We start from the raw sequence: 23,354 nt of genomic DNA, 5'->3' as shown, positions 1-23,354 counted from the left end.
TATGTTGAAGCGATTAAGGTTCATTACTTCTTTTTTTATCATATTAATAGCTACTTCTTGCCAAGCTAAAACAAAGGTTACTATGCCTGATAAACCGTTAGAAATCGCCTTGAACATGACAGCAAAAGAACTATACGATGCAAACCCTGAATATAAAGCATTTCAAGAAGGTGATGTTCAACCTATGGGAGTTACCTTTCAAGGATATGACTTTCCTACTTCTAACATGGCAACCACCACCTTTATTTATCCTAATGGGCAAATAACTTTAAATAATGTCGTTACGGTTATGGGGTTAGATAACCTCAAAGATAATGACCGTTCTTTAGAGTTTCTTTCCATATCTTTTTTTCTTCGTGATGAAAGTAATAATATTACTGACGAAAAAGCCTACGATCAAACTATGACTTTATTTGATGAGCTTGAGAATAAAGGATGGGTTTTTAATTATAGTATTGGATCTCCACGTCTTTTTAAACAAGACAGCTTTGATTTTACAATTGCGGATCATACAAGCGATTTAAATTTAGACTTTACTTACCCTCTCACCTTTGAAGAATGGATGCAACTAGATGATATACATACATGGCAACTACGCCATGGTACAGATGTTTTTATGGATATACGTTACAACAGGCAAACCGACCCTGCCACAAACAACCGATATTATTTGATGGACTTAGATATTCTTAGTGAAAAAGAGTTAGTGCAACAGATGGTAGACTCCGTAAACAGAAATAGTTGGGATCAATACTATCCAGAAGAATACAAGGATTTACCGCTAGCAAGATTACAATCAGAGACCCAAGCATTAGAGATGGGCTTAGACATCCAACAAGATCAACCTGACTACACCCTACCACTCATACTAGAAAAGACAGGTATTGATACCAGCAAGTTTGTATCCATCGATCCCTATAAAATAACTTACGAAGAGTTTATCAAGCGTCAGGAAGCTGGCGAAGATATGACGCCCTACTACGAAAACCAGCCCACAGCTAAACCCGAAATCACCAGTCAAGCCAAAGGGCGTTGCCCAGCAAATCAGCCCTGCCCTATATCTGGTTACTGGTTCACTTTAGCCAAAGCAGATAGCAGAGCTTACTTTAAAAAAGGCGACATCATGCCAGATTACCCTCACAATAATTGGGGTGAGGTTATTTGGCAGTTCGATGGTGAGAAAGCTTAGTTTTTAATATTTCGATCTGAACCACCTTCGGGTGGTTTTTTATATTTAGTCCTATCAACCCAAGCACAAACCCACGCGCAAGTCCAAGAGCACAATTATCAACATCATACCCCGACCCTCACCCAAACTGGTCTTGGTGGACAGCACCTAGCGGCGCGTTTAACGCAGTTAGCAACGGGACTTGGCAGACAAGTGAATGGCCATAAGGCGATTAAGACGCAACTTGAAACTATCGCAAAAGAACAGCACACCAAAACCCATCAAACAACGCCATTCACGCTCATTGATAGTGCGGCTGATACCGGTTATGTCAGTGATGACCTACTCATTCACCGGTCAATGGGTGAAATGATAATGACCTCGCAGCAAGATATGATAACTAGTAGTGGTGATAGCCATAACCAAGTCAGCAGCGAGTCACTCAATATAGTAGCCGATGGTCAATTTAGTATGACCAATGCCAAAGAAAATATCACCCTTTCTGCGCATACAGGAAAACTGGAAGCCATAGCAAAACAGGATGTGAATATCGCCTCCTCGACTAAGGAAGTTGAGATAGTGGCAACGAATAAGATTACGCTGACGGCTGGCGGTGCCATTATTACGCTTGATGGTGCTGATATTACGATAACAGCGAAGCAGTTTACGGAGAAGGCTGGTAAGCATAGTAAGGCTGGGGGTGGGATAGATGGGCTTAGTTTGGCGGGGTTGCCGAGTAAATCGATAGAAACAGATGACAACTTAAGAATTGTATATGATGAAGGTTTCGTGATCGTTGATGAAGATACTCAAGAACCTATACCAAACTATCACTATAAAATTACGAAACCTGATGGAAGTATTGAAACAGGGATTACAGATGATGAAGGCAGAACAAAAGTAATAGAAAGCTATGCAATTGAAGATCTTAAAATAGAGGTAAGATTCTAATGGCTGATAATTGGGAATTAATTGGACAGTCATCAACTAGTCCAAGAAGTAATACTAATAGAGCAGTAGTAAGTACGAAAGTACCAAAAACTGAGAATATTATATTTATTGGTTCTGAATTCGAATACAATAACTTTTGGCTAAAAAATATGTTTATCGCAGCTGCCTATCCTTTTATTAAAAATAGAAGAAAATTTAGAGCGTGTGATAAAGTGACTATTGCCTATGTTGATTATGGCTATACTCGTTTAGAAAAACTAGCTATTGAAGGGCTAAAAAACGAAATAGAATTTACTGATAATATAATTTTTGTCGCGTTGAAAACCAAATCAAAAATTATAGAGCTATTAAACGCGAATAGAGAAAACTACAAAATTAAAGACTTAGCTTTTTTTTGCCATGGGTTGAATGGAAAGATTACCTTGAATTATAGTGCCAGACCTAACATCGACCTAACTACTTCAGATATAAATTCTATTGGTAACACTAACTTTCTTAGTTCAGCTAAAGCTAGTTCGTATGCTTGTAGAACAGGAATGGCAGATAGTGTAACACTTAGGACTCAAGGATCGTTTGATGACATTAGCGAGGCAGATCCTGATAACAGTTTTGCTCAACTATTCGCAAATAGACACAATATCGATTTTTATGCATTTCATAAACGTACACTATATAGTAATATTTTGAACCCCAAAGACGATGCTGAAAAAATAGCTGAAGACCTCAAAAATAAGAGAAAAACAAATAGTATTGATGTCATTTCTATATTAGAAAATTATGAAGCATTAACACATCCAGAATTGGGTGAAGGTTATAAAAATATGTGGGGATGGATTCCTAGAGGGGCAGTATCAGAAGGAACAGTTGGATATTCATTATGGCGAAAAGGGGGTGGATTAAAAATACCAGTTGCTGCCAGCACTCCTACAGGATTACCTTCAATAATGACTAGATTCAGTCCTAAATAATATGATTAACAAAAAACCAAAGCTCACATTCCTTATATTTACGCTAATAATCTTATTAGTTTTTTCATATATTTATATGGTGAAGTCAATGAATGCATTTAACTATCAACAATTCGACGAGAAAGATTTTTTACTCATTCAGGCAGATTTAAAAAGAGAATATAGTCTCTATTTAAATAGCTTTGAAAAAGATAACAGCGTTCAAGTCACTTTTAATCTCTATAATATTTCACCGCCACATGGTTCCACTATAGAATTATACTCTCATAAAATATCTAGTTACATATATATTGGTCCTTATCAATCTACACTTTCATTTGTTGTAAAAGATGATTTATTCGAAGATAGTCTCGATTCGCTAACTATCTCAATAGTCGATTCAGAAAATAGATCCTCTTATACTATAGAGCAGGAAAAGGTTTTCAAATTTTGGCAAAAAGGAAAGGTTATTAATATTTGGTTTTTACCTTTTAGAAAAAGCGATGAAGAAACTAGTACAACTATAGGTTATACAGTTTCTTTAGATTAATTAGATCCTAGTGTTCACACTATGTCTTAGATTATCTAAGATCTATTTAATATCTGACTATCGGTGTGGTCAAGATATATACAACTCTTCTCAGTAGAGCATCTTAGTGAAGCATTAGTAATGTCAACCCAGCCGCAAACCCACGCGCAAGCAGAACAGCACAACTATCAACAGCATACACCGACCCTCACCCAAACTGGTCTTGGCGGTCAGCATCTAGCTGAGCGTTTAACACAACTAGCAACAGGGTTAGGACGTCAGGTTAAAGACCATGCCAATATCAAAACGCAATTAGAGAATATCGCCGAAGAACAGCAAACCAAAACCCATCAAATAATGCCATTCGCGTTAATCAATAGCATTGGATGGCGCTCGGGGCTTTTGCGAGCAAAACTGTAGCTTGTACGCTAGAGCATTGGACACTGACATCAACTAAGCATGGCATTGTCGTTACTGCTAGTGATTGGTTTGGCCAAGGCAATTTTTGGCTGTTCCAAGATATCGCAGGGTGGCATCATTATTACAGTAAGTTTGGGTCTGAAGTTTTTTTCAATTGTATGAGTAAGCGAAACACTAATACACTTGTTCCTGAAATAAAATCAGCTATTGATAAAGCAGACTGGGCAGCAGAATCTTTACCCAAAATCAATAATCTCAGAAGTAACGAGTTTATAAAAAAAGGCTTTGATGAAGTTAAGAAGTTTGAGAATGCTCGTCTCAAAAACAATAAATTAAAAGCTCAATACCAAAATTTATTAATTATAGCTGAACATGAACAAGGTGAGATTTTACAGCCTTTGATATACGAAGGCTGGAGAAACAGGCGTGAAATCGATTCAATGGGAATGTTTAGTTGGCTTGCACCTAATGTTGCCTTGTTTTTTACTAGCGATTGCTCTACTAACACTGAAAGATATATCTCACATGCGCCTGAGGGTACTGTAGTCTATGATTATGACAGTCGTATGACATGGATCAATCAGGTTGCTAAAAAATTTCATAGCTTGATGCAAACTGAAACTACCTATATGGAGACACAACTCCAAACTATGGCAGGATGGTACAACAAAGCAGATCGCTGGATTAATTTGAATTAGAAAAGTAGATCATTATGTTTAAACAACTGGGTTATTTTATTCTTTATATTTTTATTAGCTTACTAACTACTTCCTGTCAAGCCAAACCAGAGGTTACTATGCCTGATAAACCGTTAGAAATCGCCTTGAACATGACAGCAAAAGAACTATACGATGCAAACCCTGAATATAAAGCATTTCAAGAAGGTGATGTTCAACCTATGGGAGTTACCTTTCAAGGATATGACTTTCCAAGATATAAAGAGCCTACCGTTACTATCAAATACCCAAATGGTGAAATAAGTATTGACGGTGTCATGTCAGTTTTAGCTTATGACGATAATAAACAGGAAAATTACAAACTTTCCAATATAAACCTTGGCTTTTTATTTAACCATAAAGTAAGTGGTATATCGGATGAAAACGCTTACAAAGAAATAATGTCTCTATTTAAAGAACTGCAAGAAAAAGGTTGGACTTACGCCCATTCAAACAGTGCTCCTAGATTGACTGCCAAAGACAGTTTTACCTATGCAATAACAGAAGGAGGCTCTGAATTATATCTTGACTACAGCTACCCACTTACTTTTAAAGATTGGATGCAACTTAGCGATCTACAGTTATGGCGATTAAAGTATGGCACAGAAACTTATATGGACATTAGGATAAATAGACAAACAGACCCATCTACTAGTAAGCGTCATTACCTTATCAGTTTAAATGTTTATAACGAATTAGAAAAAATTCAAACAAACTTAGACTCTAAGGACAGAGGCAGATGGCAGAATGCCTATACAGAAATCTACCCAGAATTAGCCTTATGGAGATTAGAAAATGAAACTTCCGCTATAAGAATGAGTCTAAAAATCCAACAAGATCAGCCCGACTACACTCTACCCCTTGTACTAGAGAAGACAGGTATCGACACTGGTAAGTTTGTATCCATTGATCCCTATAAAATAACTTACGAAGAGTTTATCAAGCGTCAGGAAGCTGGCGAAGATATGACGCCCTACTACGAAAACCAGCCCACAGCTAAACCCGAAATCACCAGTCAAGCCAAAGGGCGTTGCCCAGCAAATCAGCCCTGCCCTATATCTGGTTACTGGTTCACACCTGCCAAGAAAGATAGTAGAGCTTACTTTAAAAAAGGCGACATCATGCCCGATTACCCTCACAATAATTGGGGTGAGGTTATTTGGCAGTTCGATGGTGAGAAAGCTTAATATCTTCTACTTATTCATTCATACTGAAGTCCGATATCTTTATAATTGTCATCGCCGCTTTATATCATCTCACCTTAAAAGCATTTCGTTTCATTCTTAGTAGTATGACGTTTTAGTACGAGAAAAAGTTTGCTACAAAAAGCTGTTTTTGAAAATGTAAAATAAGTTTGTAGATCTGGCTAAAAAGTGCCAACGATAAAATCATAAATAGCATTGACCCTTTAAAGCTTTATCGCTACTTTGGATAAAGCTCTTAGTTATGTGAAAAAAAGTATAAAAAACTATTAGGGATAGCGCCATGACTATAGGTATTATTAGGCCGACGTTACTGAGTATTGGACTGATGAGTATGATTGGTTGTACTGCCCTGCAAACCACCGCAAAACAGCCAAATACAGAAAAAACAAGCGATTCAGCAACGGTTTATTACAATGGTAATATCATTACCATGGAAGGTGAGCAACCGTAGATGGTCGAAGCTTTAGTCACGCAGGCTGGCAAGATTGCTTATGTTGGCAATTTAAATACGGCGCAATCAAAATATAAAAATGCCGCTCAAGTGAATTTAAACAGCAAAACCTTGCTACCGGGTTTTATCGATCCGCACAGTCACTTTGATATGGTGTCAAATACCATGGGTCAGGCAAATTTAAACCCGCCGCCAGTTGGCAAGATAGATAGTATGGATAAATTACTACAAGCCTTAAAAGACTATAAAAAGGACAATAACATCGCCGATGGTGAATGGATCTATGGTTGGGGTTATGATGAGAGTCAATTAAAAGAAGGTCGTCATCCAACCAAAGCAGATATCGATAAAGTATTGCCCAATAACCCTGTATATCTGCAACATACCAGCGGTCATATGGGTGTCGCCAATAGCAAAGCCTTGGCAGCCCTGAACATTACCGCCGATACTAAAAACCCAGAAGGTGGTAATATTGCACGGGTTAAGGGTTCTAGCGAGCCAAATGGTCTCGTCCAAGAAACCGCTATGTACCCATTTATGCGGCGAATGCTAGAGGTATTAGAGCCCAATCAAGCTAAGTTTTTTGAGCAAACCCAAGATTATTATGCCAAAAATGGTCTGACTACCGCCCACAACGGTTCAACAGCTCGTAATACTATTCAGTTTTTCCAAAAACAAGCCGATGTTGGCAAGCTGAAAATCGACTTAGTCGCATTAGCAGGTAGCAGTGATTTAGATGAAAACTTAGCGGACAAAGACTTTGTTTGGAAGACCTATCAAAACGGTTTTAAAGTTCAAGGAACTAAAATCATAGCTGATGGCTCGCCGCAAGGTAAAACCGCTTATTTCAGTCAACCTTATTTGACGCCAGTGCCAGACTGCAAAAAAGACTGTCGCGGTTTGCCGAGTATCAGCCAAGATGCGCTCAATGAGATGTTTGCCAAGGCTTATAAGCACGATAACCAGCTGTTTATCCATAATAATGGCGATGGCGCGACAGATATGATTATCAAAGCCCATGAATATGCAGTCAAAAAGACGGGACAAGCCGCTGATAAAGATCGCCGTACGGTGCCTATTCATGCTCAGTTTGCGCGCCCCGATCAGCTAGAAGCCTTTAAAAAATATAAGATGTTACCGTCATTTTTTACCAATCATGCCTATTTTTGGGGTGATGTGCATGTGCAGAATTTAGGCAAAAAACGCGCTGATTTTTTAAGTCCGATAGCGACAGCGGATAAAATGGGGTTAAAATACACCAACCATTCTGACGATACCGTGACGCCTGTCGATCCGTTATTTACCGTTTGGTCAGCGGTTAATCGCACCTCGCGCTCAGGCAAGATTATCGGCGCCAATGAGCGCGCAACCCCTTATCAAGCGCTCAAAGCCATCACGACCAATGCCGCTTATGAGTATTATGAGGAAAATAGCAAAGGTACCTTAACCAAAGGTAAGCTCGCTGATTTGGTTATATTAGATGCCAATCCATTGACGGTAAATGCAGATAAGCTTAAAGATATTCATGTGGTCACTACCATTAAAGAAGGTAAAATAATCTATCAGCGCCCGACAAAGTAAAACTATAATGACAGCATACTAAGAAAAAATTTAATGCTTTATAGTCAAATTCATATAAGCTTGACTATAAAGTTTTTTCTGTCTCTTTTATATCAATATTAGGATTCGTTTATGAGTAACACCGAGCAAATCACCTCCTCTGACAACACCCATTATCTACACCATACTTTTTTTGACCCAAGCGATAATACCACACCGATTACTGCTACCCTATTGATTGTGCATGGCATGGCCGAGCACAGTGGCCGCTATGCAGAGTTTGCGCAGTTTTTGGCAGATCATGGTATTGCGGTCGCCACTTATGATCAGCTGGGTCATGGGCAGACGGTCAAATCAGCCAATGATTTGGGTTTTTTTGCTGAAGAACATCCGGTGCAATCGTTATTAAAAGACGTTATTATCATGGCGGACAGCTTGAAAGCGCGCCATCCTAATGTGCCGCATTTCGTTATGGGTCATTCAATGGGCTCGTTTATCGTGCGCAATGTTCTCAAACATCACGCCCAGAACTTTACTGGTGCAATTTTAATGGGTACCGCTGATGCCAATCCATTGACCAAAGTGCTATTACCCATTAATAAAGTACTGGCAAAAGTAGCGCCCAAAAAGCCAAACCCAGTTTTCGCCAATGTGATGAATAAGGTACTCAATAGTAAACTTGATAATCGTATTTCTTCTTCAGAATTTGCTTGGCTTAATGAAGACCCTCAAGCTATCGAAGCTTATGAAGCCGATCCATTGACGGGTTTTGATTTTACCAACAATGGATTTTTAACCTTGTTTAGCTTAATGGAAGCGGGTCTTAATAAAAACTGGGCAATGACCATTGCCAAAGATTTTCCGATGTTACTGGTCAGTGGCGAGAACGATCCGATCGGCGATATGGGCAAAGGTATTCGCAAAATTGCCAGCCGTTTAGAAAAACAGAACTTTAGCAATATCACGCTACAGCTCTACCCGCACATGCGCCATGAGCCGATTCATGAACAAAATAAGCAGCAGGTTTATCAAGATATTGTAGACTGGATAAATAGCAATACTGCTGCCTAGTAACAAAATGCTTGATTAATTTAAACGACCACTTTTATTATCTTTTTTACCCTTCACCAACTTTAGGAATATTTATGACATTGCAACAAACCATCGAGCAAGCCTTTGAAAATCGTAACGATTATAGCCCAGCAACCATGCCACAAGACATACGCGACGCTATCAACGAAGTGCTTGAACAATTAGACAACGGTAGCTTGCGTGTTGCTGAGAAAAAAGATGGCGAATGGGTGGTCAATCAATGGGCTAAAAAAGCGGTATTATTATCATTTCGTTTAAACGATAACTATGTCCAGGCGGCGGGCGAACACGTGCAGTTTTATGACAAAGTGCCGACGAAGTTTGCTGACTGGACTCAAGAGCAGTTTAAAGCAGCTGGCGTACGCGTGGTACCGCCAGCGGTTGCTCGTAAAGGCTCATACATCGCAGCAGGTGCCGTCTTGATGCCATCGTATGTCAACATTGGCGCTTATGTCGACCAAGGCGCGATGGTAGATACGTGGGCGACGGTTGGTTCGTGCGCCCAAATCGGTAAAAATGTGCATCTATCAGGCGGCGTTGGTATCGGCGGTGTCTTAGAGCCACTGCAAGCCAACCCAACGATTATCGAAGATAATTGCTTTATCGGCGCGCGCTCTGAAATCGTTGAAGGCGTGATAGTAGAAGAAGGCTCAGTAATTTCTATGGGCGTGTTTATCGGGCAATCAACGCGCATTTATGACCGTGAAACGGGCGAGATTCATCGCGGCCGTGTACCAGCAGGCTCAGTCGTTGTACCCGGTAGCTTGCCATCAGAAGACGGTACGCACAGTTTGTACGCTGCTATCATCGTGAAGAAAGTCGATGCGCAAACCCGAGCCAAAACCTCGGTCAATGAGTTATTACGTTTGGCCTAGCTTTTCGGTGATTAAGCTTTAGTTATGACGTTAATTTTTTATCAAAAAAGATGCTGAGGTTGACTCCAGCATCTTTTTTAATGCCTTATGGCAGTTTAATGCAAAACTTTACGTTATAATCTTCGTCTCATTTGAATACCAACATTTTTAGAGTTAGTCAGATTATTGACGCTTTTTTCATTTAATAAATGCTTGATAGCATTATCAATCCTTAACTGTATTTGACATATTATGAGTGAGTTATCTTTACGCACCTCGGCAATTCCTGTCACTGATCCCGAAGCAGGGCTACGTTTGACCGAGATTTTTTATTCCTTGCAAGGTGAAGCGCTAACCTCAGGCTTGCCGACGATATTTGTACGCTTGACTGGCTGTCCGCTACGCTGCGTGTATTGTGATACCGAGTACGCCTTTAGTGGCGGTGAGCGGCAATCGTTAGAAGCCATTATCGCAACAATCAAAAGCTATCCGTGTCAGCGTATCTGCTTGACTGGTGGCGAGCCATTAGCGCAGCCAAATGCCATTGGATTGATGCAACGTTTATTAAATGACGGTTATGAGATTTCACTTGAAACCGCAGGCGCGCTGACGGTAAAAAATGTACCGCCTGCGGTCAGCAAAGTGATGGATCTGAAAACGCCAAGCTCAGGTGAAGTCGATAAAAACCTTTGGTCAAACCTTAACTATCTCACCCAGCACGACCAAATCAAATTTGTCATTATGAACCGCAATGATTATGAGTGGGCAAAGGCAACACTGTTTGAGCATCAACTTGATAAATTGGTCGGTACGGTTTGGTTTTCACCAATGTTTACTGTCGCAGAAGAAGTCGTTGCTAGTGAAGCATTGAGCAGCCCCGATGTGCCAGTATTGGCGCGTGAGTTAGCTGAATGGATACTGGCTGATGCCTTGCCTGTACGTTTTCAACTACAACTGCATAAGATTATTTGGGCCGATGCTAAAGGTAAATAATGGAATGAGCTTTGCGCAAATTGGGCAAATCAGTAGTTCAAATAAACAAGCAACCAAAATTCCAAACTAAACATCCTCTAAATATGGTCAAGGAATTTTAGAATCGCTACAAGGCGACCGACCGCAGATAGTACATTGAGTACATCTAGGATAGGTAACACCGTAGCGGTTTAAAAGTGCTCTGACTATAGCTAACCAGCCGACTGCAAGGACGCATACATGGTTAAACTGATTTTACTGGGCTTATTGGCGGGGGCGTTCTTTAGCTCGACATTTATTTTAAATGAGCTGATGAGTAATGCCGGTGGTCATTGGTTTTGGTCAGCGAGCCTACGCTATGTCTTTATGTGGCTGATTATCAGCGCCGTTATTATCCTGCAACATGGCTTTAGGCGTATTGAAGCACTTGCGAGCATTTTTCTTCAGCACTGGCGCTTTTGGTGTCTTACCGGCAGTATTGGCTTTGGGGTATTTTATACCGGTATTTGCTATGCAGGCGATCACGTGGCAGGCTGGGTCGTTGCTGCTACCTTTATGTTTACCGTCGTAACCAGTTTGCTCGTACTATTGGCATTTGGGCAACGTTTCGATAAAAAGTTTATTATTTATGCCTTTTTGGTGTTTATCGGGGTGGTATTGGTCAACGTCAGCGAAGGTTTGCGCGCCTCTGCCCTCGCCGATATTGATAGCGCACCGATGGCAGAAATGCTGCTTTACGGTGCCCTACCTGCGCTAATCGCGGCTTTTAGTTACCCAATCGGCAATCAACTGGTCTGGCAAGTCTCACACAACTCGCGCAAACACCATCCCCATAAAGATAAGGCTAAAACGCAACAAGTAACAGAAGATAAGAAATTTAACAGTAAACAAAGCCATCACGAGCATAGCAATAGTAACCAAGCACTTGTCTCAGAAGCTTATGACTTATCTGCTGCTGCCTCTAACGCTGCACACAGCAGTATTTCTTTAAATACCAGTAGCACTATTAATGCTAACCAAACTTCTGCTTTACAAAACCTCATTGCCCGCATTCCTGTTATCGAGACGAGCTTATTACAAAATGCCTTTAATAAAGTCTGGCTAATGACCTTGGGTAGTTTTCCATTTTGGCTGGTTTTAGGCGCTTTTATCCAGCCTGAACCACCTGCAACCACCCAGTTATTTAATACCTTGCTAGTAGCATTACTGGCTGGAGTAGCGGCGACAAGCATATTTTTTTATGCACGTGAGCAAGCGGTGACTTCAAGCGAAGTCGCAGGCGTTGACTCGACCCAAGCCAGCGAGGTAATCTTTGCTTTGATTGGTGGTATACTATTGTTGGATAATGCCATACCATCAGCAATGGGATTGGTCGGTATTGGGCTAATTATTCTAGGACTGATTTTATTTGCAAAAGACGGTTGAGGCTAAAATAAGTCATGATGAATCACTTTATTTTCCCCGATGTTTTGCTGTATTTATTAGATATGGTAGGCGTCATTGCTTGTGCCATTGCCGGCACTTTGCTGGCGCAGCATAAAGGCTTTGATATTGCGGGCTGTATTTTGGTTTCTATGGTCAATGCCATTGGCGGTGGTACATTGCGCGATATGGCGCTCGATCGTCATCCGCTATTTTGGATGACTGACCTCAACTATGTCATCGTCATTACCATCACCTCGCTTATTCTACAAATTTTCTTTCATCTGTATCATAAGATTGATAAAGCCCTCAAATTCTTTGACGCGATTGGTCTAGCGGCTTTTAGTGTCATTGGTTTTAAAGTGGCGTTGGCGCAAGATATATCGCCGGTTATTGCGGTTATGATGGGAGTTTGGACGGCGATTATCGGTGGTTTATTGCGTGATATTATCTGTAATGAAATACCACTGCTGCTACAGCGTGAGATTTATATCACCGCTAGTATTGCAGGATCCTTGAGCTATTTGGCGCTTGATTACTGGGGCGTTGATGCGGTTGCCAATGAATTTATGATGTTATTTATCATCTTTGCCGTGCGTATGCTGGCGCTTAAATTCGATTGGCACCTGCCCTCTATTCGTTTGGTCGATTAACTCTTCGTTTTACCGCTTAACCTCATGGGCAAAAAATACCAGTGCTTTGATATTGATGTTTTAATATAAGAGATTTAATGAGAAAAATGCATGCTCACCATCGCTTTAGATTCTGAATTGATGACTACTTTTGACCCGCGTTCACTCATTTATCTGTTTGATATGATTGGGATTGTCGCTTGTAGTATTTCGGGAACGATATTGGCCAAGCATAAGAACTTTGATGTCTTTGGCTGCTTATTGGTATCGATTGTGACTGCCATCGGCGGCGGTACGGTGCGCGATGTGATTTTGGATCGTCATCCACTGTTTTGGATGGTGGATATGAGTTATTTGACGCTTATTACTATTTCGTCATTGGTGATGCAGGTATTCTTTCACCCTAACTCTAGGCGCGTTGATAAATTTCTCAAGCTCTCCGACACTATTGGCCTATCAGCTTTTACCTTAATCGGTATCAAGGTTGCTGATAGTATGGGTGCCAATGTGCCAGTGGCATTATTACTCGGGGTGATTACGATTATTGTCGGCGGTATCATCCGCGATATGATTTGTAATGAGATTCCGTTGGTGCTACAGCAAGAGATTTATATTAGTGCGTCTTTAACGGGCGGCATTCTTTATTTTGCCCTGCACAATCTTGGCGTAAGCGCTTGGATTGCCGATATCTCAGCAATGGCGACGATTTTTACTTTGCGGATGCTTGCCATTCGTTATGACTGGCAATTTCCAACCATTGAATGGAAATATTAAAGTATTCAAGCCTAGCAACTACTTGCTTTCCTCTACTGTCTCTTTTACCAGCGCCAAATCTTTAACCATCAACTGCAGGCTTTGTTTACCGTTCCACTCGTTAATGTCTAGCTGAAATAATACATGCACTTTTTCGGCGCGGTAATCCCAAGCACTACTATCAAAATTAAATTGGATTGCCTCAATCGGATATTGCACCTCAGGATAACGTAACGACAATTTAAGATGTTTGTCTTTTAATATCTTAAAGCTCAATACCTCAAATACGCCGTCAAATATCGGCGGCGCAAAGCCATGACCCCATATACTGGCATTCGCTAGATGCTCTGCAAAGTACAAGCTAAAGTCAGCCGCCTGCAAGGGTCCGTCGGTAAATTTCTGCTCGGCAAAGACTTCCTCATCCATCTGCGCCATCACGTCGTTAAATGCGGTTACGAAGCCATCGAAATGACGCCGTTTAATGGTTAAACCTGCCGCCATAGCATGACCACCAAAGTGGCTGATTAAATCAGGGTAACGTTCGGCCACTTGCTCAATCGCATCACGAATATGCACGCCTGCGATAGAGCGCGCCGAGCCTTTGATGGCATCGTCGTCACCCGTGCGTTCTGTATCCGCTGGCGCAAAAACGATACTGGGCAGATAGTGGCTTTCTTTTAAACGACCAGCGACGATACCGATAACCCCTTGATGCCAATCGTCTTGATATAAAATGATGCTGCGGTTTTGATTATCAATAGCCGACTTTTCAGTTTTAGGCTGGATAAGAGTTTCATCGCTCTCGTCAGCATCATTCTTAGCATTAGAGTCAGCAGTAGCTAACGCTTGCACAATGCTATCTGCTTGCGCGCGCATCTCACCTTCGACATGACGGCGCGTACGGTTAAGCTGTTCAAGCTCTTGAGCCAAACGCTGTGCGGTACTCCAGTCATCGGTCAATAAGCATTCGATACCGATGCGCATATTATCCATGCGCCCCGCAGCATTGATACGCGGACCTAAAACAAAACCAAAATCTTGCGCCTGTAATTGTTTTGGGTCGCGACCTGCTTGTTCAAGCAGTGCCAATATCCCAAGCGAGCAGCGACCTTGGCGAATGGCGTTTAGACCGTGATGCACTAAAATACGATTGTTTTTATCAAGTACACCCACATCGGCAATCGTCCCAAGCGCGACCAAATCTAAATATTGGCTGACTTGCACGCTAGACTTGCCTGCTTCGCGGCGCAGTTTCGCCAAGCGTCCGAGCACATAAAACGCCACGCCGACGCCAACCAAGGCTTTACTACTAAAGTTGCAATCAAGCTGATTGGGATTGACCACTGCTTCGGCGGGCGGTGTTTCTTTGGTAGTCAGATGATGGTCAGTGATAATGACAGTGATGCCATCGGCCTGCGCCCGCGCCACGCCGTCATGGCTTGAGATACCATTATCGACCGTCACAATCATGTCGGGCTTATAAGTTTTGATACCTAATTCGACAATCTCTGGCGTCAGACCATAGCCATATTTAAAACGGTCAGGGACTAAAAAATCAACCACTGCGCCCATCTTTGTCAGCGCGCGCATCATCAATGCGGTACTGGTTGCCCCATCGCAATCAAAGTCACCGACGATTAATATACGCTGACCTTCGTCGATGGCGACATCTAACAAACGCACCGCTTCGGTGACGCCATGCAGCATTTCAGCAGGTAATAAACCAGATAAGCCAGTCTCTAACTCATCAGGCGCAGTGATACCGCGACCGGCATAAAGCCTAGCAAGGGTAAAGGATTGGGCGGCAAGTGGTTGCAACGCGGCGGGCAACTCGTCGATGCGAGTGCAGGTATAACGGGGGGTTAAATTTAGCATAGTGCTATTCTACTGGCTTTGGTACATAGCCACAATGAGAATTTTTAGCACTATCGTCTAGGTTTGGCGATTGCCCAATTATGCCTTATGGCGTAATTTATATGACATATCATGTAGGAAAAACAAAGGCTATATATGGCGAATGTTTAAACGCTTGCTTGCCAACCTGCCCTTTATTTACAAAAACGGTGCAGAGAGCCTGCAATTTTCTGCATTTTGCTACAAAGCAATGATTGTATGGCGCTTATAAAGCCATAAAATGGTAAACATTGAAGATGAGTTATGCGAAGATGACTTATTTGAAAATTATAAGATACTCATCATTTTTGCCATATTTGCTTTTACTATATTAATGACTTTCTGTTTTTTAAACATTTTAAGGACGCGTTATGAAAACCACCCCAACCGCTGAAAAACTGCCTAATACCATCGACCCTAATTTAGACCTAGATAAAGTCAAAAAAGACTGCGAAAAATTGGTCAAAAAACGCGCCAAACTTTCTGCTGGTGTCGCTATTGTACCTATTCCATTTTTTGATGTGGCAGTTGATGCCAGCATGCTGACCGTCCTGCTACCTGAGATCAGTGAGCGTTTTGGACTGATTGAAGGGCGTCAATCTGCCGTTGATTTAGAATCACGCGCTATCCATTGGCAAGCGCTAAAAGACCGTACGGTTGATTTTGCAGGACTAATGGCGACACGTGGCATCGTGAAAAAGACCGTCCAAGGTTTCGGTGGTCGTATCGCTGCCAAACAAGTGACTAAGTTCATTCCTTTAGGCGGACAAATGGTCGCCGCGACCATGGGCTATATGATTTTCAAAAAAATTGCCACCGACCATATCAATGAATGTTATAACTTGGCAAAAGACATTCAGCAAAAGCAACATGGTAAAAATGTCTAACAGCATGCCATCATTTTTTAAAGTTTAAGAAATTATTATTCGTAAAAAAACCCAGCTAAGATTCTTAGCTGGATTTTTTAATTTAAGGAACAGATTTTTATATTAAACCAACATCGCATTTTATACAAAAGCACTAGCCACCATTTTTAGCAATCCAATTTTGCATTTGCTCAATTTCAGCCTGCTGCGCATCGATAACCGCTTGCGCTAGCTGACGCATTTCGGCATCTTTGCCATATTTTAACTCTACTTCTGCCATATCAACAGCACCCTTATGATGCGGTAACATACCACGCGCAAACGCCATATCAGGTTTAGGGTCCGCGATACCCGCCATCATCTCATCGTGCATAGCGTCCATCCCATCAGCGTAGGCTTGCTGCATGGCTTTGGTATCAGGCGTGGCTTCAGCTGCATCAGGATGACTGGCTAGCCAGTTTTGCATCTGCTCAATCTCAGATTGTTGGGCGTCGATGATTTCTTGCGCTAGCTGACGCATCTCTTTATCCGTACCGTATTTTAGCTGAATCTCCGCCATTTCAACCGCACCGACATGATGACCGAGCATCCCTTGCGCAAACGCGGCATCGGGATCGTTGTAATTCATCCCAACCATCATCGCATCGTGCATTTTTACCATCGAATCATTGTACGCTTTGTGCGTCACCGACATGTGCTCAGTATCTGTGCTCATCGCTGCCATATCATGATTGGCGTGCGGGCTGGTCGCTGTGTTGGTTGCCGTGTCAGTGACGATTGCTTCTTCTGTAGCAGGCGCAGCGTTTTCATTAGCAGCTTCTTCATTTGCAGGCTGACACGCACTGATAAGCAAGGCAGCACTGATACTAGCACTAAGCAATGCTAGGCGTGAATGGTTATTAATTTTCATGGTGTATCCTTTGTTTAAATAAAGCATAAAAATGGCAAATTAAGGAAAATTTACCGAAAAAAAATAGTTAAATGACTGCGTTAAATACAGCCATTTAACTACGAGCATTTATTAAAATATTAGTTAATTTTTTAACATGGTTGTTCAATTTCTGGGCTTTTTAAGTTCTAGGGCGTTCAATTCTTAGGTTTTTTGAGCGATCAATTTACTAAATGATTAAACGACAGCACTTCTTTAATTTATTTAAGCTCTTCGATCAGCTCTTGCATTTCGCCAATTTCGCGCTCTTGCGCCTTGATGATATCATCAGCAAGCTTACGCACTCTCGGGTCGTCGATATCGGCGCGGGTACTGGTCAAAATAGCAATCGAATGGTGCGGTATCATCGCCTGCATCCAGTCAACTTGATCAACGGTCGCTTGGGATCTGACGCCCCAAAGACCAACGGCAAACATTACGATGCTCAGCCCATAAATCATAAGATTGACTTTGGTTTTTTTGTACATATGGCTCATAAATGCCAACATGATGACCGACATAGCGGCGCCCATATACAACGCCATATAAGCTCTGGTTTCGCTAAAATAAACGTGATCCCATTGATAAGTATTAAAATACATCATGATATACATGACAATGGTCGACGTTAAAATCATCAATGAAAACCTGACATACGGGTTCATTTTTTCTTCTTCTGAATGCTGCATAAGGTAGTCTCCAGCTACGTTGTTTATATTATTTTTATTAATTTATATTACTTAGGCTATTTAAAGGCTAGCCGATTACTAAAAGGTTTTTCATTGCATTTATGAGCTTATAACTGCTGCTTAGCAGACTCAACATCTGCGTATAATTGGTTTGTACTGTCTTTGTTTGCACGCATGGGTTTATAAAGCGCAAATTAACCTTGTTGATTTTTATCCAAAAATGATAGCAGTATCAGCCTGACAATGAGATGACGCTAAGATGACAATGTTGTCATCTTAGCCATCTGGCATAGGCATAGCGCTGGCATTGCTCTATGATTGGAGGTTTGCAACTTGTATATGTTGCAATCGCATAAAAATTATAAATAACGGGCATGAGTACGCTATGAAAATACTATTGGTCGAAGATGAGCTGTCGCTTGGGGATTATATTAAAAAAGGTTTGAGTGAGGCGGGCTTTATCGTTGAGCACCAAACGACAGGACTTGGCGGCTATCATGCTTTGATGACCGAGGATTTTAATGTGGTCATCATGGATGTGATGTTGCCTGATGTGAGTGGTTTTGAGTTGGTACGCAATTATCGGGCGGCGGGCAAACTGACGCCAGTGCTGTTTTTGACCGCGAAAGATGATTTAAGCGACCGCGTAAAAGGCATAGAAATTGGCGGCGATGATTATCTGACCAAGCCCTTTGCCTTTGCTGAATTATTGGTCAGAATCAAAAATCTACTACGCCGCGTCAATCAAACCGATTACGCCAATACAGTGCTACAAATTGCCGATTTAAAAATGGATATTGCCAAACGTACTGTCACGCGCGGTGAGCAGCCTATTAAGCTAACCGCTAAAGAATTTGCACTACTACAATTTTTTCTTGAGCGCCAAGGTGAGGTGCTACCACGCTCTGTGATTGCCTCGCAAGTCTGGGATATCAATTTTGATAGCGACACCAATGTGATTGATGTGGCGATACGGCGTTTGCGGATTAAAATCGATGACGATTTCGATACCAAACTGATTCATACGGTGCGCGGCATGGGTTATCGGCTAGATATAGATGATGATGCCAATGACAGCGCTGTTATCACTGCGGTTATTGAATAATATGACGCCGATTGCGACGGATGGTCGCCTATCTTTATTGTGGCGCACTATTCTGCTGTTAAGCTTGTGCGTCATCGTCACTCAGATATTTCTGTATGTCTGGATACAGCGCTCGGTTAATGAGCATTTTGAGCAAATGGATGCGGAGATTTTAACCCATGCGGCGTTTAATTTACGCCAGTATATGGATAGCAATAGCATAGTTGACACGAGTAACACTAAGAAAAAGCCACTTTCTCAGCAGACGCTCGCTTTACAGAACGCTAGTATCGACTATGAAGTCAAAACCGTGATTACCGATAATAACGGGCAAGTGCTTATCAGTGTGCCAACTGGTTTTATCAATCAGTCGAGTCATCATGGCGCGGTCAAAGCGTTGTGGCAAAAACATCACGAACAGCCGTTCGATCTAAAAATTAACGACCGCCATTATCGCGCTATTGTCATTCAGCACGCCAGCCGCTTAGCACTCATCGCCCTACCCGTCGATGTTCATCATCAGTATTTGGCGCAATTTAACCGTCAGCTGATTGTTATCTTAATCGCCATTACCTTTCTTTTAGTCTCTATCGCCGCTTTTAGTGTGCATTTAGGCTTTGCACCGCTTGCGACCATTCGGCAAAAAATGAGCCGTATCAATGCCGACCAGCTCGACGATAGAATTGTGATAGCGGATATGCCCAGTGAATTGCGAGCGCTTGCAGAATCCTATAATGCAATGATGGTTAAGCTCGCGCATAACTTTGAAACGTTGTCGCGCTTCTCAGACGATATCGCCCACGAGCTGCGCACGCCGCTTGCCACCCTCAGCACCCAAACCCAAGTCATGCTCAGCAAACCGCGAGCCAGCAATGAGTATATCGAGCAGCTGCATCATCAGCATGACACCTTAGCGCAACTATCGAGCCTCATTAACAACATGCTGCTACTGGCAAAAACGCAAAAAGGCTTGATTCATTCGCAGTTTAACCGCGTAGATAGCGATTTACTGCTGACTAAGATGATGGAGTATTATGAATGGATAGCCGAAGACCGCGCTATCACCTTTAAAAAAACAGGTGACTTTAAAACCATACTTGGCGATGCAAGCCTATTGCAAAGGTTGTTTGCTAACTTAATTGCCAATGCCGTTTATTATGCCGCCAGTGATAGTATTATTCATATTAATGGCAAAATTGTTACAGATAAGGTTGCAGAAAATAGGCAGGTTTTATCTTCATCAGGCATGCTAGCCTCATACCTGCAAATCTCCTTTACTAACCGTCTAACCGCCCCGATGACGCAAGCAGAGGTGGATAAATTATCAGAGCGTTTTTATCGCCATCATAAAACTCTATCAATGCATGCAGGGTCGGGCTTAGGTTTGTCAATTGTGCATGCGATTGTCAATGCCCACAATGGTAAAATAGCTATTACGGTAAAAGACGGCTATTACTTTGAGGTCAGTATCAAACTCCTTCTTGCTTAGCCACAAAAAAGCCCTGCCATTGCAGAGCTTCTTTTGCTTTTAATTGATTTTACTATTTTTACCTTTTAATCTACGGTGTTGGTTGGTAAGTTATCTGAATTTACAGGGCTATCAGGTTGATAGTTTGCATGTGAGGGTTTGGCAAAAGCAAACTTAACGACCTGCAGTGCCACACAAACCGCACCAGTAATAAAGATCACGTCAGCAAAGGTACGAATCCAGCGCAGTGTTACTAAGAAATCTTGTTGTAAGAAGCCTTCACTACGTGCGTACCATAGACCTTCGGTCATTGACGCGTGCGCTTGGAAAATACCAATCGGTAATAAGCTAGTGACAATCATCAATACCAAGCCTGCATTTAGTGCCCAAAAACCAGTTTTGATAAGGTTTTCACTAAACACATAATCAGGACGGATATAGCGCATGACCAGTAATACAAAGCCGATTGCTAAGAAGCCATAGACCCCAAACAGTGCAGCATGTGAGTGAGTGGCGGTAGTATTTAACCCTTGTAAATAGAACAATGAGACTGGTGGGTTAATCATAAAGCCGAACACCCCTGCACCCAACATATTCCAGAATGCGACTGCAACGAAACACATGATAGGCCATTTAAGCTTATTCATCCATGGCGCTTGACGCTGCATCGACCAATGCTCATAACCTTCATAGCCTAGCACCACTAAAGGTACCACTTCTAAAGCACTAAATGACGCGCCGATTGCCATGACTGGTGTGGTTGTACCAGAGAAATATAAATGGTGGAACGTACCTGGCACACCGCCAAGCATAAATAGAGCTGCTGAAGCGATGGCAGAACCGGTGGCGATTTTTTTGTTGACTAAGCCTAAGTTGTAGAAAATAAATGCGAGTGAGACGGTGGCGAATACTTCAAAGAAGCCTTCTACCCATAAATGTACCACCCACCAGCGCCAGTATTCCATGATGGTTAAGTGGGTACGCTCGCCGTAGAACAAACCTGCACCGTAGAATAAACCGACGCAAACGACTGATGCAAAGAAGATGGCCAACAAGTTTTTATCACCGCCCTCTTTTCTTCTAAGCGCTGGTAAACAGCCACGGGTCATCAATACTAACCAGAATAAGATACCAACCCATTTTAAAATCTGCCAGAAGCGACCAAGGTCAATGAATTCATAGCCTTGATGACCAAACCAGAAGTTGTATTTTGCAGGCATAATACCGGCAATCGCAAAGTACTGACTAACAAAAGAGCCTACAACCACGAGTATTAATGCCACCCAAAGGATGTCTACGCCCAATTTTTGGTATTTAGGATCTTTACCGCCATTGATAAGTGGCGTTAAGTACAAGCCTGCCATCAAGAAAGCGGTGGCAATCCAAAATAGTGCTGCCTGAATATGCCACGTACGTACTAAGGAGTACGGGAAGTAATCGGATACAGCGATACCATAAAACTCTTGCCCTTCAACGGTATAGTGCGCGACGAAACCGCCGATAAATACTTGGAATACGAATAGAGCAACGACTAGTACACCGTATTTTGCCAAGGCTTTTTGTGACGGTGTTAACGCCACTTTGGTTAATGGATCAGAACTTGCCGTTGCTTCTTTGACGTCTTCTTCTTTACGTAAGAACGACCAGCCCCAAATAAGAAAACCAACCCCAGCGATTAAGAACACCACACTGGCGATAGACCACATGATATTTTCAGAGGTTGGGACGTTATCAATTAAAGGCTCATGCGGCCAGTTATTGGTATATGTCGCATCAGTACCCGGACGGTTGGTAGACGCAACCCAAGTGGTCCAAAAGAAAAAGTTAGTCAGTTTTTGTCTGTCTTCAATATCTGCCAAAGTATTGTTTTTCATGGCAAAATTTTCACGCGACTTTTGCAATGAAGGCTCATTACCGTAGAGACCGATATAGTAAGGCGCGACTTCATTAATAGCGGCGATACGCGTATCTGACAGTACCACTTGATTGTTAGCATTGGTATTGCTGCCACGATATTCTTTTTTCAGTTGCGCGCTAAGTACCGCTTTTTGATCATTCGTTGCCGCGGCAAAATCATGTCCATATAACTCTTGCGCCCGGATATCTAACCACGCCACAAGCTCTCTGTGTAACCAATCTGCTGTCCAGTCAGGCGCTTGATAGGCACCATGTCCAAGTACCGAGCCAAGCTGCTGACCACCCGTGCGCTGCCAAGCAGATTGACCATCTAAAATATCTTCTTCTGTGATTAATGCCTTTCCGCTGCTATCAATATACTGATCAGGGATAGGAGGTGCGGTGCGATAGACTTCCACGCCGCCCCAACCTAAAAAGGTAAAGGTAATGACGAGGACGGCGATTAAGCCCCACCAATACTTTTTATATTCGCCCATATCTTGCTCCTACTGGCTAGATAGATAAACTAAACACCTAACATTCATTTTAAATGAATTTTTATAAGCGCAATTATAATTCCATAAATGATTAATACCGCTGCCTGTTATGATAAATCTATCAATCATCTGGTGAATATTAAGCCTGCTGCCTGAGTTGCGCTCTAGTCTTGGAATTAAGAATAAAGCACAATAAAAGCTGGGATTGAAGGCTTAAATCTTTGATGACATTAGAGTTAATGAATAGATTTTATCGCTTCAGGCGCTAAATCTATTTGATGTATATTTACATCTAGCATCAAATTGGAAACATTTTAACATTCATTTAATATGAATGTTAAGAGTTATTTTTGCTTATTTT

22 protein-coding genes are annotated in these 23,354 nt (G+C 41.9%); 18 read left to right on the top strand and 4 right to left on the bottom strand.

Annotation, left to right across the window (positions count from 1 at the left end):
* Positions 1-82: 82 nt before the first annotated feature.
* The 15 genes from JMX70_RS00930 (at position 83) to JMX70_RS00865 (ending at position 13,693) form a co-directional block, all read left to right on the top strand.
* On the top strand, positions 83-1,189 hold the full coding sequence (locus JMX70_RS00930) for a hypothetical protein (RefSeq protein WP_201588835.1): 1,107 nt from the start codon (positions 83-85) through the stop codon (positions 1,187-1,189).
* Positions 1,190-1,381: 192 nt separating this feature from the next.
* Positions 1,382-2,119, top strand: coding sequence for a DUF2345 domain-containing protein (locus JMX70_RS00925; RefSeq protein ID WP_201588832.1), 738 nt, complete (start codon positions 1,382-1,384; stop codon positions 2,117-2,119).
* Positions 2,119-3,087 carry a hypothetical protein gene (locus JMX70_RS00920; RefSeq protein WP_200662898.1) on the top strand — a complete coding sequence of 323 codons (969 nt, stop codon included), beginning with the start codon at positions 2,119-2,121 and terminating at the stop codon, positions 3,085-3,087. Before JMX70_RS00925 ends, JMX70_RS00920 begins: the two co-directional genes overlap by 1 nt.
* An 88-nt stretch (positions 3,088-3,175) precedes the next feature.
* Complete coding sequence (locus tag JMX70_RS00915; RefSeq protein WP_201588829.1) at positions 3,176-3,616, top strand: hypothetical protein; 441 nt, start codon at positions 3,176-3,178, stop codon at positions 3,614-3,616.
* Positions 3,617-3,736: 120 nt separating this feature from the next.
* Positions 3,737-4,015 (top strand): hypothetical protein, encoded by a 279-nt coding sequence (locus JMX70_RS00910; protein WP_201588827.1) that lies wholly within the window; start codon positions 3,737-3,739, stop codon positions 4,013-4,015.
* Entirely contained in the window at positions 3,982-4,713 is a 732-nt protein-coding gene (locus JMX70_RS00905) for a DUF2515 family protein (RefSeq protein ID WP_201588824.1), read from the top strand. The genes JMX70_RS00910 and JMX70_RS00905 overlap by 34 nt, the downstream gene beginning before the upstream one ends.
* Before the next feature lie 14 nt (positions 4,714-4,727).
* Complete coding sequence (locus JMX70_RS00900) at positions 4,728-5,918, top strand: hypothetical protein (protein ID WP_201588821.1); 1,191 nt, start codon at positions 4,728-4,730, stop codon at positions 5,916-5,918.
* Between the two features lie 298 nt (positions 5,919-6,216).
* Positions 6,217-6,387 carry a hypothetical protein gene (locus JMX70_RS12420; protein ID WP_227671114.1) on the top strand — a complete coding sequence of 57 codons (171 nt, stop codon included), beginning with the start codon at positions 6,217-6,219 and terminating at the stop codon, positions 6,385-6,387.
* Positions 6,388-7,968, top strand: a complete 1,581-nt coding sequence (locus JMX70_RS00895) for an amidohydrolase (protein WP_227671113.1) — start codon at positions 6,388-6,390, stop codon at positions 7,966-7,968.
* Positions 7,969-8,079: 111 nt separating this feature from the next.
* The gene (locus JMX70_RS00890; protein ID WP_201588818.1) at positions 8,080-9,018 is read left to right on the top strand and encodes an alpha/beta hydrolase; all 939 of its coding nucleotides are present in this window, start codon (positions 8,080-8,082) and stop codon (positions 9,016-9,018) included.
* Positions 9,019-9,092: 74 nt separating this feature from the next.
* A complete protein-coding gene (gene dapD, locus JMX70_RS00885; RefSeq protein WP_198327893.1) occupies positions 9,093-9,914 on the top strand; it encodes a 2,3,4,5-tetrahydropyridine-2,6-dicarboxylate N-succinyltransferase in 822 nt (273 codons plus the stop codon).
* 231 nt (positions 9,915-10,145) lie between these two features.
* Entirely contained in the window at positions 10,146-10,886 is a 741-nt protein-coding gene (gene queE, locus JMX70_RS00880; protein ID WP_201588815.1) for a 7-carboxy-7-deazaguanine synthase QueE, read from the top strand.
* Between the two features lie 219 nt (positions 10,887-11,105).
* Positions 11,106-12,290: a multidrug resistance efflux transporter family protein gene (locus JMX70_RS00875; RefSeq protein WP_201588812.1), complete on the top strand. Its 1,185-nt coding sequence runs from the start codon at positions 11,106-11,108 to the stop codon at positions 12,288-12,290.
* Positions 12,291-12,304: 14 nt separating this feature from the next.
* Entirely contained in the window at positions 12,305-12,940 is a 636-nt protein-coding gene (locus JMX70_RS00870; RefSeq protein ID WP_144297166.1) for a trimeric intracellular cation channel family protein, read from the top strand.
* Between the two features lie 90 nt (positions 12,941-13,030).
* The gene (locus JMX70_RS00865; RefSeq protein ID WP_201588809.1) at positions 13,031-13,693 is read left to right on the top strand and encodes a trimeric intracellular cation channel family protein; all 663 of its coding nucleotides are present in this window, start codon (positions 13,031-13,033) and stop codon (positions 13,691-13,693) included.
* An 18-nt stretch (positions 13,694-13,711) separates the two neighbouring features.
* Here the strand turns inward: JMX70_RS00865 and recJ are convergent, their stop codons facing one another.
* Entirely contained in the window at positions 13,712-15,547 is a 1,836-nt protein-coding gene (gene recJ / locus JMX70_RS00860) for a single-stranded-DNA-specific exonuclease RecJ (RefSeq protein ID WP_201588806.1), read from the bottom strand.
* A 389-nt stretch (positions 15,548-15,936) separates the two neighbouring features.
* Between recJ and JMX70_RS00855 the strand changes: the two genes are divergently transcribed.
* Positions 15,937-16,452, top strand: coding sequence for a hypothetical protein (locus JMX70_RS00855; RefSeq protein ID WP_068408032.1), 516 nt, complete (start codon positions 15,937-15,939; stop codon positions 16,450-16,452).
* A 133-nt stretch (positions 16,453-16,585) separates the two neighbouring features.
* Here the strand turns inward: JMX70_RS00855 and copM are convergent, their stop codons facing one another.
* Both copM and JMX70_RS00845 read right to left on the bottom strand, forming a co-directional pair.
* Positions 16,586-17,341 (bottom strand): CopM family metallochaperone, encoded by a 756-nt coding sequence (gene copM / locus JMX70_RS00850; protein ID WP_227671112.1) that lies wholly within the window; start codon positions 17,339-17,341, stop codon positions 16,586-16,588.
* 239 nt (positions 17,342-17,580) lie between these two features.
* Positions 17,581-18,048, bottom strand: a complete 468-nt coding sequence (locus tag JMX70_RS00845; protein ID WP_227671111.1) for a DUF305 domain-containing protein — start codon at positions 18,046-18,048, stop codon at positions 17,581-17,583.
* A 385-nt stretch (positions 18,049-18,433) separates the two neighbouring features.
* On the opposite strand from JMX70_RS00845, the gene JMX70_RS00840 reads away from it, so the two are divergent.
* Together JMX70_RS00840 and JMX70_RS00835 are read left to right on the top strand one after the other, a co-directional pair.
* Complete coding sequence (locus tag JMX70_RS00840; protein ID WP_200662907.1) at positions 18,434-19,153, top strand: heavy metal response regulator transcription factor; 720 nt, start codon at positions 18,434-18,436, stop codon at positions 19,151-19,153.
* A gap of 1 nt (position 19,154) precedes the next feature.
* Positions 19,155-20,621: an ATP-binding protein gene (locus tag JMX70_RS00835; RefSeq protein ID WP_200662914.1), complete on the top strand. Its 1,467-nt coding sequence runs from the start codon at positions 19,155-19,157 to the stop codon at positions 20,619-20,621.
* 65 nt (positions 20,622-20,686) lie between these two features.
* Here the strand turns inward: JMX70_RS00835 and JMX70_RS00830 are convergent, their stop codons facing one another.
* Positions 20,687-22,993 (bottom strand): nitric-oxide reductase large subunit, encoded by a 2,307-nt coding sequence (locus JMX70_RS00830; protein ID WP_201588804.1) that lies wholly within the window; start codon positions 22,991-22,993, stop codon positions 20,687-20,689.
* Positions 22,994-23,354 lie beyond the last annotated feature (361 nt).

The organism is Psychrobacter pulmonis, from assembly GCF_904846465.1.
Taxonomy (GTDB): Bacteria; Pseudomonadota; Gammaproteobacteria; order Pseudomonadales; family Moraxellaceae; genus Psychrobacter; species Psychrobacter faecalis.
This window is presented reverse-complemented; position numbering and strand designations above follow the sequence as displayed.